This window comes from Hungatella sp. SL.1.14, from assembly GCF_024460495.1.
GTDB classification, from domain to species: Bacteria; Bacillota; Clostridia; order Lachnospirales; family Lachnospiraceae; genus Hungatella; species Hungatella hathewayi.
On record NZ_JANFYJ010000418.1, the window covers coordinates 1 to 296 of the forward strand.

1 pseudogene is annotated in these 296 nt (G+C 42.9%); it reads right to left on the reverse strand.

The features are described 5' to 3' along the window. Positions 1–239 (reverse strand): annotated as a pseudogene (locus tag NE473_RS31640) (efflux RND transporter permease subunit); the annotation flags it as partial. Between the last annotated feature and the right edge of the window lie 57 nt (positions 240–296).

Sequence of the window (296 nt, forward strand, 5' to 3'; positions counted from 1 at the left end):
GTTCCCGGATAACCGAGTTCCTCCTCCATCCGGTTTAAGCCTTCCTTGGCAGGCGCCCAGTCAGGCAGATATTTGCTCAAATCGTAATTTACATGCACAAAACAGGCAGATATCACCGAAAGAATCACCGCAACGGCAAAAATCTTCTCGATCCATCTGCCTTTCTGTACAAGCACATCGACCATACTAAAACGCTTTTTCTGTCTTTTCTCTCTTGTTTTTCTCGTTTTCACAGCCATCACCCTTTTCCAATCTTTCCGATCTTAACAATAATACCTTTTCCCCTTTTTGTAATT